Source organism: Streptomyces sp. S6 (assembly GCF_054880855.1).
On record NZ_JBTYMC010000292.1, the window covers coordinates 1 to 8,371 of the forward strand.

Consider the following 8,371-nt stretch of genomic DNA (forward strand, 5'->3'; position numbering starts at 1 on the left):
AGGCCGCCGCCGCGGCCGCCTCCGAGGCGTCCCGGTGCCGGTCCAGCGCCTCACCGGACCGCTGGAGGCGGGTGTCGTCGGGACGGGCGCCGCCGTTCAGCACCTCCAGGGCGTACCGGTGCAGGCGCAGCAGCAGGCGGACCTGGTGCCAGGGGGTGTCCTGGGGGTGCGGGGCCGGGTCCGGCGACAGGCCGTGGATCAGGGCCTCCGCGTTGTACGGGTTCCCGGCCGTGAGCAGCGGGAGTCCCGCGATCGCCGCTGCCAGGCGCTCCTGTGCCGCGTCCGCCAAGGGGGTCAGGGGAGTGGCCTTCGCCGTCGCCGCCAGCGGGACCTCGCTGGCCAGCAGGGCGATCTTGTCGGCCACCGCGTGGAAGCGGCTCGACCCCAGGGCCTGGAGAGCGGTGCTGTGCGCGCGCGTGCGCGCGAGGGTGAGCTGGCGGTCCAGGAGGGCACCCGCCTTGGCGGCGCCCACGGTGAGGGTGCCGCGTTCGGGGGCGGTGTCGTCGGTGCCCGGCCTGCGGGCGGTGGCCTGCTGCTCCGGGACGACAGGGGCGCCCGAGAGGCGGTGGAGGGCGAGGAGGAGACGGGCCAGGCGGGCCTCGCAGGAGTGCTCCAGGGCGAGGGTGCCGGAGAGCCAGGCCAGCTCGGGGCGGATCTGCTCGGACCACTCGGCGTCCAGGAGCGGGCGGAACGTGTGCAGGCTGCCGCTGATCCGGCGCGCGGAGCGGCGCAGCGCGCGGGCCGCGTCCAGCGAGTCGTCCACCGCGCCCGCGCCCGCGCCGGTCTCCCGGTGCAGGCGGAGCGCCCGCAGGAACTCCGTCGCCTGCGCGCGGAGGTAGGCGGCGAGGAGCTCTCCGGTGACTTTGCCGGTGACTTCTCCGGTGACTTCTCCGGAGACGGCGGGGCCGGTGGCGACGGCGGTGAGGGCACCGGCGCTCGCGCCCGCGCCTGTGCTCGCGTTCCCGCTCGCCGGCGCCGGTCCGGCACCCCTGACGTCGGACGATCCCCCGGTCACCACGTCACTCCTCCCCCGGTCCCCCGGGACGCCGGTGTTCTCGACGGTCCCGCGCGCGAGCGAGGTGCCCCCGGCCGGGCCCCGCGCGGGGGCCCGGTTCGCCGTCAGGTCGTCATGGTGTCGCTGTGCCACGCCGGCGCCTCCGGGCGTCTATGAACATCTCCTGGATGTTGCGCAGGGGCTGGCCCTCGGCGTCGGTGGCGTGCCGGGTCCACTCGCCGTCGGGGCCGAGGTGCCAGGAGGCGGTCGTGTCGGACATGCCGGTTTCCAGCATGCGGCTGATGGAAGAGCGGTGACCGGGGTCGGTGACCCGGACGAGGGCCTCGATCCGGCGGTCCAGGTTGCGGTGCATCATGTCGGCGCTGCCGAACCACACCTCGGGCTCACCGCCGTTGCCGAAGGCGAACACCCGGGAGTGCTCCAGGAAGCGGCCGAGGATGGACCGCACCCGGACGTTCTCCGACAGGCCGGGGACGCCGGGACGGATCGCGCAGATGCCGCGCACCCACACGTCGACCGGAACACCCGCCTGCGACGCCCGGTACAGCGCGTCGATGACGGCCTCGTCGACCATCGAGTTGACCTTGATCTTGACGTACGCCGGACGCCCCGCCTTGTGGTGCTGCGTCTCCTTGTCGATCCGGGAGACCAACCCGTCCCGCAGCGACTTCGGCGCCGTCAGCAGGCGGCGGTACGTCTCGCGCCGCGAGTACCCGGAGAGCCGGTTGAACAGGTCGGAGAGGTCCGCGCCGACCTGCGGATCGGCCGTCAGCAGCCCCAGGTCCTCGTACAGGCGGGCCGTCTTCGGGTGGTAGTTCCCGGTGCCGACATGGCTGTAGCGCCGCAGCGTGTCGCCCTCCTGACGGACGACGAGCGCCAGCTTGCAGTGCGTCTTCAGCCCGACGAGGCCGTAGACGACGTGACAGCCGGCCTCCTCCAGCTTCTTCGCCCACTTGATGTTGGCGTGCTCGTCGAACCGGGCCTTGATCTCGACGAGGACCAGCACCTGCTTGCCGGACTCGGCGGCGTCGATCAGCGCGTTGACGATCGGCGAGTCACCGGACGTCCGGTACAGCGTCTGCTTGATCGCGAGGACGTCCGGGTCCTCCGCCGCCTGCTCGATGAACGTCTGCACGGACGTCGAGAAGCTGTCGTACGGGTGGTGCAGCAGGACGTCCCGCTCGCGCAGCGCCGCGAAGATGTCCGGCGCGGACGCCGACTCGACCTCGGCGAGGTCCCGGTGCGTGCCCGCGACGAACTTGCGGTACTTCAGCTCGGGCCGGTCCAGGCCGTGGATGCGGAACAGGCCGGTCAGGTCGAGCGGGCCGGGCAGCGGGTAGACCTCCGCCTCGGAGATCTTCAGCTCGCGCACCAGCAGGTCCAGGACCTCGCGGTCGATGGACTCCTCGACCTCCAGGCGCACCGGCGGGCCGAAGCGGCGCCGCATGAGCTCCTTCTCCAGGGCCTGGAGCAGGTTCTCCGCGTCGTCCTCCTCGACCTCCAGGTCCTCGTTGCGGGTGAGGCGGAAGGCGTGGTGCTCCAGCACCTCCATGCCGGGGAACAGCTCCTCCAGGTGCGCGCCGATGACGTCCTCGATCGGGACGTACCGGCCGGGCGCGCTCTCCAGGAACCGCGACAGCAGCGGGGGGACCTTCACGCGCGCGAAGTGCTTGTGCCCGCTGACCGGGTTGCGCACGACGACCGCGAGGTTCAGGGAAAGGCCGGAGATATAAGGGAAAGGATGCGCCGGGTCCACCGCCAAAGGGGTGAGGACCGGGAAGATCTGGTGCCGGAACAGGGTGAACAGGCGGGCCTGTTCCTTCTCCGACAGCTCCGCCCAGCGGACCAGGTGGATGCCCTCCTCCGCGAGCGCGGGGGCGACGTCCTCGTGGTACGTGGCGGCGTGCCGGGCCATCAGCTCGCGCGAGCGCGCCCAGATCATCTCCAGCACTTCGCGCGGCTGGAGGCCGGACGCGGAGCGGGTCGCGACGCCGGTCGCGATACGCCGCTTCAGACCGGCCACCCGGACCATGAAGAACTCGTCCAGGTTGCTCGCGAAGATCGCCAGGAAGTTCGCGCGCTCCAGGAGCGGCGTGTTCGGGTCCTCCGCCAGCTCCAGCACCCGCTCGTTGAACGCGAGCCAGCTGCGCTCCCGGTCGAGGAACCTGCCCTGCGGCAGCTCCGTGCCGCCCTCCTCGTACACGTCGAGGTCGGCGTCGATGTCGGGTTCCAGATCGGAGACCGTCGAGGGGGAGACCGTGTGCGGGCGGTGTGCCGCTATGGACCCCACCGAAGGCTGTGCGTGCTGGGCTTCCGCCGGGGTGCTGACCTGCGTGCCGGCCTGCGTGTCGGCCTGGATCTTGGACTGGCTCATAAACCCATTCTTCCGCGCATGAGGGACTACGAGCGCGTCGGAGCGTGCGGGAGTGAGGGGGGTGGCGCCAGCGGAGGGCAGTTCCTCGGGCGGCGGCGAAGGCTCGGGCACGGCCTGGTTCATTGCCCGAGCGTCGCAAGCTCGTCTGAATCACTGGTTACGGAGACATGACGTGCGGGATAGCGGGGGGTGTTTGGGAGGGGGTGCCGGCGGCGGTGGGGCGGGTGGGGGTTCGTACAGGATGGGGGCGGACGGGTACGAGGTACAGGGGGCGGAGCGGAGTGGAGGCGATCGATGTCGAGGAGGGGGAGTGTCCGGTGGTGCTGCGGCGGGCCGGGTGGAGTGAGCCGGCCCCGTCTCTGACGGCCGCCGAAACAACCCCCTCCACAGTCCCCTGGAAGTGGTTCTTCTTGCGGTGGCTGGTTTCGGGGTGGTCGGTTCATCGGTCGGTCCGGTGAGTCGGTTCGCCGGTCGGTCGCCGGTCAGCCAGATGAAACGTGCAGGTCAGATGGGGTGTGGGGTGGGGTCGAAAAAAAGTTTTGCGGGGTCGGGAAAAAGTTTTGGGGATCGTGAACCGATCGGTGGGGTCGGAGCGATGAGGGGGTGTGAGCGAAACGAGAAGTGACGGGGAGCTGCTGCGGGCCGTCGCGGCGGACGGGGACCGTCACGCCTTCGAGGAGCTGTACCGGCGGTACGCGCCGTGGCTGACGGCGAGGCTGCGCAGCCGCTGCGCGGACGCCGGTGTGGTGGACGACGTCGTGCAGGAGACGTTCCTCGCGGTGTGGCGCGGCAAGGCGCGCTACCACGAGGAGGGGGACGTCGCGGGCTGGCTGTGGCGGATCGGCGCCCGCCGCCTCGTGGACGCCCTGCGCCGCGACGGCGCCCGGGGCCGGATCCGCAGCGCCCTCGCCCGCCTGCGCCACCGCGACGAGGAGTCGGCCGAGGAACGCGTCCTCGCAGGCGTGGAGCACGGCGACCTCGCGGGCGCCCTCTCCCGCCTCTCACCGGAACTGCGCGCGGTCATGCAGGCCACGGTCATCGACGGCCTGAGCACCCGGGAGGCGGCGGCCCTCCTCGGCATCCCGGCGGGCACGGTCAAGACCCGGGCACTACGGGCCCGCAAGCAGCTGAGGGAGGCCCTGGCGTGAGGGGCGTGCGGATGGGGACGCCTGACGGCGCCCGGCAGTGCGTGACGAAGCAGTGCGTGACGCAGCAACGCGTGACGACGGAATCGGTTCGGATCGACGGAAGGAGCGCGGCATGAGCTGGCATGTCGGTGAAGAGGAACTGCGCGCCTACGCGCGGGGCGAGCTGTCGGCCCCCCTGCTCTGGTCGACGGACACCCACCTCGCGGCCTGCGCCCAGTGCCGCGCGGTCCTCGCCCGAGGCACCGACCCGATCGAGCTGGACGCCGGCTGGGAACGGCTCGACGCGGAGCTGGACGCCCCGAGGCGCGGCCTGTCCGAGGGCGTCCTGGTGCGCCTCGGCGTCTCGGACTCCACCGCCCGGCTCCTGACGGCGACACCGATACTGCGCCGCTCCTGGCTCCTCGCGGTGCTGTCCGTCCTGGTGATGACGGTCCTGATGGTCCGCACGGCAGGCGACCCCGGCATCTTCCTGGGCCTGGCCCCCCTGCTGCCGCTCGCGGGAGTGGCCCTGTCCTTCGGCCGCGCCCTGGACCCCACGTACGAGATGACGCTGGTCGCCCCCCTGCACGGCTTCCGGCTCCTGATGATCCGCACGGTCGCGGTCCTCGCCGCGAGCCTCGTCCTCAACGGCCTCACGGCCCTGGCCCTCCCGGGCTACGGCCTGCTGGCCCTGGCCTGGCTCCTGCCGGCCCTGGCGCTGACGACGACGGGCCTCGCCCTCACCGCCCGCCTCGGCGCGGTGATCGCCCCCGCCCTCACCGGCGCCACGTGGATCGCGATCCTCCTGTACGCCCGCTCCCGCCCCGCCGAGACCCTGGCCCCCTTCACCGCGCCGGGCCAGCTCGCCGCCGCCGCGGTCGCGCTGCTCGCCGGTCTCGTCCTCTACCGCTCACGGGAGCGCTTCGACATCCGCCCGATGGCCGGATTCCAGGAAGGAGGGGCGATGTGACCCCACGCGACACCCGCGTGAAGCCCCTCACCGCACCGACCACGACACGCCCCGGAGGCACCCCATGACCGGCCCCCTCGACACGACCCTGACCGCGACCGACCTCACCTTGCGCTACGGCGGCACCCGCGCCCTGGACGGCGTCTCCCTGAGCCTCGGCAAGGGCGTCACCGGCCTGCTGGGCCCGAACGGCGCGGGCAAGACGACCCTGCTGCGCGTCCTCGCGACGGCGGTCCCGCCGGACGGCGGCGAGTTCCGCGCCCTCGGCCACGACCCCCGCACCGCCGCCGGCCGCCTCGCCCTGCGCCGCTCCCTCGGCTACCTCCCGCAGAACCCCGGCTTCCACCCGGACTTCACGGCGTTCGCGTTCGTCGACTACGTCGCGATCCTCAAGGAGCTGACCGGCCGCACCGAACGGATCCGCGAGGTCCGGCGCGTCCTGGACGCCGTCGACATGAGCGACCACCGCCGGACGCGCCTGAAGCGGCTGTCCGGCGGCATGCGCCAGCGGGTCGCGCTCGCGGCGGCCCTCGTCGGCGACCCGGGCCTGCTGGTCCTGGACGAACCGACCGTCGGCCTCGACCCCGAGCAGCGCATGCGGTTCCGCGAGCTGATCGCCCAGGCGGGCGAAGGGCGGACGGTCCTGCTGTCGACGCACCAGACGGAGGACGTCGCGATGCTGTGCCACCGCGTGATCGTCCTGACCCAAGGCCGCGTCCGCTTCGAGGGCACCCCCGCCGAGCTGACCGCGCGGGCCGCGGGCCGGGTCTGGAGCAGCACCCAACGGGACCCCTCGGCGCTGGCCGGCTGGCGCACCGGAACCGGCAGCTTCCGCAACATCGGCGACCCGCCCGAGGGCGCCGAACTCCTCGAACCCACCCTGGAGGACGGCTACTTGCTCATCATGGACGGCGAGAACGCGGCCGGCGAGAACGCGCAGGTGTCCGCATGAGCACCCTGACCGCACCGCCCGCCACGGCAACCGCACCCCAGGCCGCCGAGCCCGGCCGCCTCGCCCCGGTACTCGCGCTGGCCCGCTTCGAGGCCCGTGAACTCCTCCTCCAGATCCCGGTGGTGGCCGCCGGCGCCCTGTGGCTGTTCCTCATCGTCCTCCGGCTGATCAGGGAGGACGGCATGGACGACTTCCCGGCCCTGTTCATGGCAGACAGGGCCACGCAGGGCCTCCCGATGATCCTCGCTCTTGCCGTGCTGATCTCCGTCAACACGGAAGTGCTGCGCGGGCACCGGAACAAGACGGTCGAGCAGTTCTCCATGCTGCCGCTGGAGCCCTGGCGCCGGACGCTGGCGCACGTCCTGTCGATCGTCCCGTTCGCCCTGTTCACCGCGGTCGCCGTCGGCGTCGACTTTGCGTACTCGGCGCTGAAGCCGGGCGCGGTCGGCTCGGGCTCGGTCGCCGAGCTGCTGGTGGGGCCGCTGACGGTGATGTTCGCGGGGATCATCGGGATACTGCTGGCCGGGCTGTGGCCGCTGTCGGTGATCCCGGTGATGCTCCTGGCCGTCGCCTACTTCCTGCTCATCGGTCCAGCGGCGCTGACGGGCGACTGGTCGCAGTGGTTCAACCCGGTCGTCAGCGAGGACAGTTCGGGCGGCTTCCCGACTCCCTCCTACCTCCTGGACCGCCCGGCCGGCTGGCACGCCCTGTACCTCGCGGCTCTGTGCGTCCTGCTCGCCTGCGTGGCGATGCTCGTCAAGGGCGGCCGTACGGCGGTGCTCAAGGCGGCGGCGGTCGTGGCGCTCGCGGTCACCGTGACCGCCGGGTTCGGCCAGCGTCCCGGAGACGGGACGGCGCTCACTCAGGCGCGGCGGATCGCGTCCGAGCACCCGGAGAAGGTGCAGTCGTGCGAGGAGCACGGCGGCTCGACGTACTGCTCGTTCCCGGAGTGGGACGGCCAGCGGGAGCGGTGGGCGCGGGTGGTGGACCGGGTGCGGTCCGTCTCCGGCAGCACGGCACCCGTGACGGTGCGCCAGCGGATCGACGTCCGGGGCGGGGTCGAGAGCAACAGCGCGCTGGACCCGCAGACCGGCGCCCGTCAGGTCACGATCGGCACCCGCTGGGGCGGCAACCGCGTCCCCGAGTTCGCGGTCGGCGTCGCGTCGGTGCTGGTCGCCGGGTCGGAGCGGGCGGCGGAGAACCTGTGCGGGGCCCGTGGGGTGACGGTCATGTGGCTGGCCCTGGGCGCCGACCCGACGCCGAAGGACACGTTCAAGGATGTCCGCCTCGACGACAGCAACGTCGGCTCCGGCATCGTCCTCGCCCCCACCGACCCGGTCTCCCTGACGGCCCAGCAGACCGAGGTGGTCAACAGCATCCTCGACCGCCCCGCCACCGACGTCACGGCCGCGGTCAAGGCCCACTGGAGCGAGCTGACCTCTCAGCAGACGACGACGGCGGACGCGGCGCGGCTGCTGGGTGTCGCGGCGCCGAAGGGGGCGGAGAAGTGCGACGAGTACCGGTGAACCGAGACGCGTGGACGACGGAGAGGAGCGGTGACATGAGGGGTGGCATGAGCGGTGACATGAGGCGAGCGGCGATGGGCGGGGCGCCTGCGAGTGCCGCCCCGATACCCCCGTCCCGGCGCTCCCTCACCCGAGCCCTAGCCCTCCCCACCTGGCGGGCCACCCCCCGCCTCGCCCCCGCGCTCGCGGCCGGCACCGGACTCCTGCTCGCCGCCTCGACGCGCCTGGGAGGCACCACCGCCGACCCGGTCACGGGCCTGATGTTCCTCAGGCTCACCGCTCTCCTGGGCGCCCTGGCCCTGGCGTTCCTGCTGGACGACCGCGCGCGCAACGTCACGGAGACGACCCCGGCCCCGCGCCCCCTGCGAGTGGCCCTGCGCCTCGCCGCCGCGCTCCCGCCGGCGGTG

Annotated in this window: 6 protein-coding genes and 1 pseudogene; 5 read left to right on the forward strand and 2 right to left on the reverse strand. The window is 72.8% G+C overall.

Annotated features, from left to right (window positions below; all coding sequences use genetic code 11):
• Positions 1-811, reverse strand: an 811-nt coding sequence (locus tag ACVNF4_RS28650) for a CHAD domain-containing protein (RefSeq protein ID WP_461805789.1), incomplete at its 3' end; no start/stop codon positions are given.
• A 316-nt stretch (positions 812-1,127) separates the two neighbouring features.
• Positions 1,128-3,389, reverse strand: a complete 2,262-nt coding sequence (locus ACVNF4_RS28655) for an RNA degradosome polyphosphate kinase (RefSeq protein WP_461805784.1) — start codon at positions 3,387-3,389, stop codon at positions 1,128-1,130.
• A gap of 605 nt (positions 3,390-3,994) precedes the next feature.
• Here ACVNF4_RS28655 and ACVNF4_RS28660 point away from each other — a divergent pair.
• From ACVNF4_RS28660 to ACVNF4_RS28680, 5 genes and pseudogenes are all read left to right on the forward strand, one after another.
• Positions 3,995-4,537, forward strand: coding sequence for an RNA polymerase sigma factor (locus tag ACVNF4_RS28660; RefSeq protein ID WP_461805785.1), 543 nt, complete (start codon positions 3,995-3,997; stop codon positions 4,535-4,537).
• A 112-nt stretch (positions 4,538-4,649) separates the two neighbouring features.
• Positions 4,650-5,486 (forward strand): cupin domain-containing protein, encoded by an 837-nt coding sequence (locus tag ACVNF4_RS28665; protein WP_461805786.1) that lies wholly within the window; start codon positions 4,650-4,652, stop codon positions 5,484-5,486.
• A gap of 64 nt (positions 5,487-5,550) precedes the next feature.
• Positions 5,551-6,438 carry an ABC transporter ATP-binding protein gene (locus tag ACVNF4_RS28670; RefSeq protein ID WP_461805787.1) on the forward strand — a complete coding sequence of 296 codons (888 nt, stop codon included), beginning with the start codon at positions 5,551-5,553 and terminating at the stop codon, positions 6,436-6,438.
• Positions 6,435-7,964 (forward strand): ABC transporter permease, encoded by a 1,530-nt coding sequence (locus ACVNF4_RS28675; protein ID WP_461805788.1) that lies wholly within the window; start codon positions 6,435-6,437, stop codon positions 7,962-7,964. Before ACVNF4_RS28670 ends, ACVNF4_RS28675 begins: the two co-directional genes overlap by 4 nt.
• 47 nt (positions 7,965-8,011) lie before the next feature.
• Positions 8,012-8,371, forward strand: a pseudogene (locus ACVNF4_RS28680) (hypothetical protein); the annotation flags it as partial.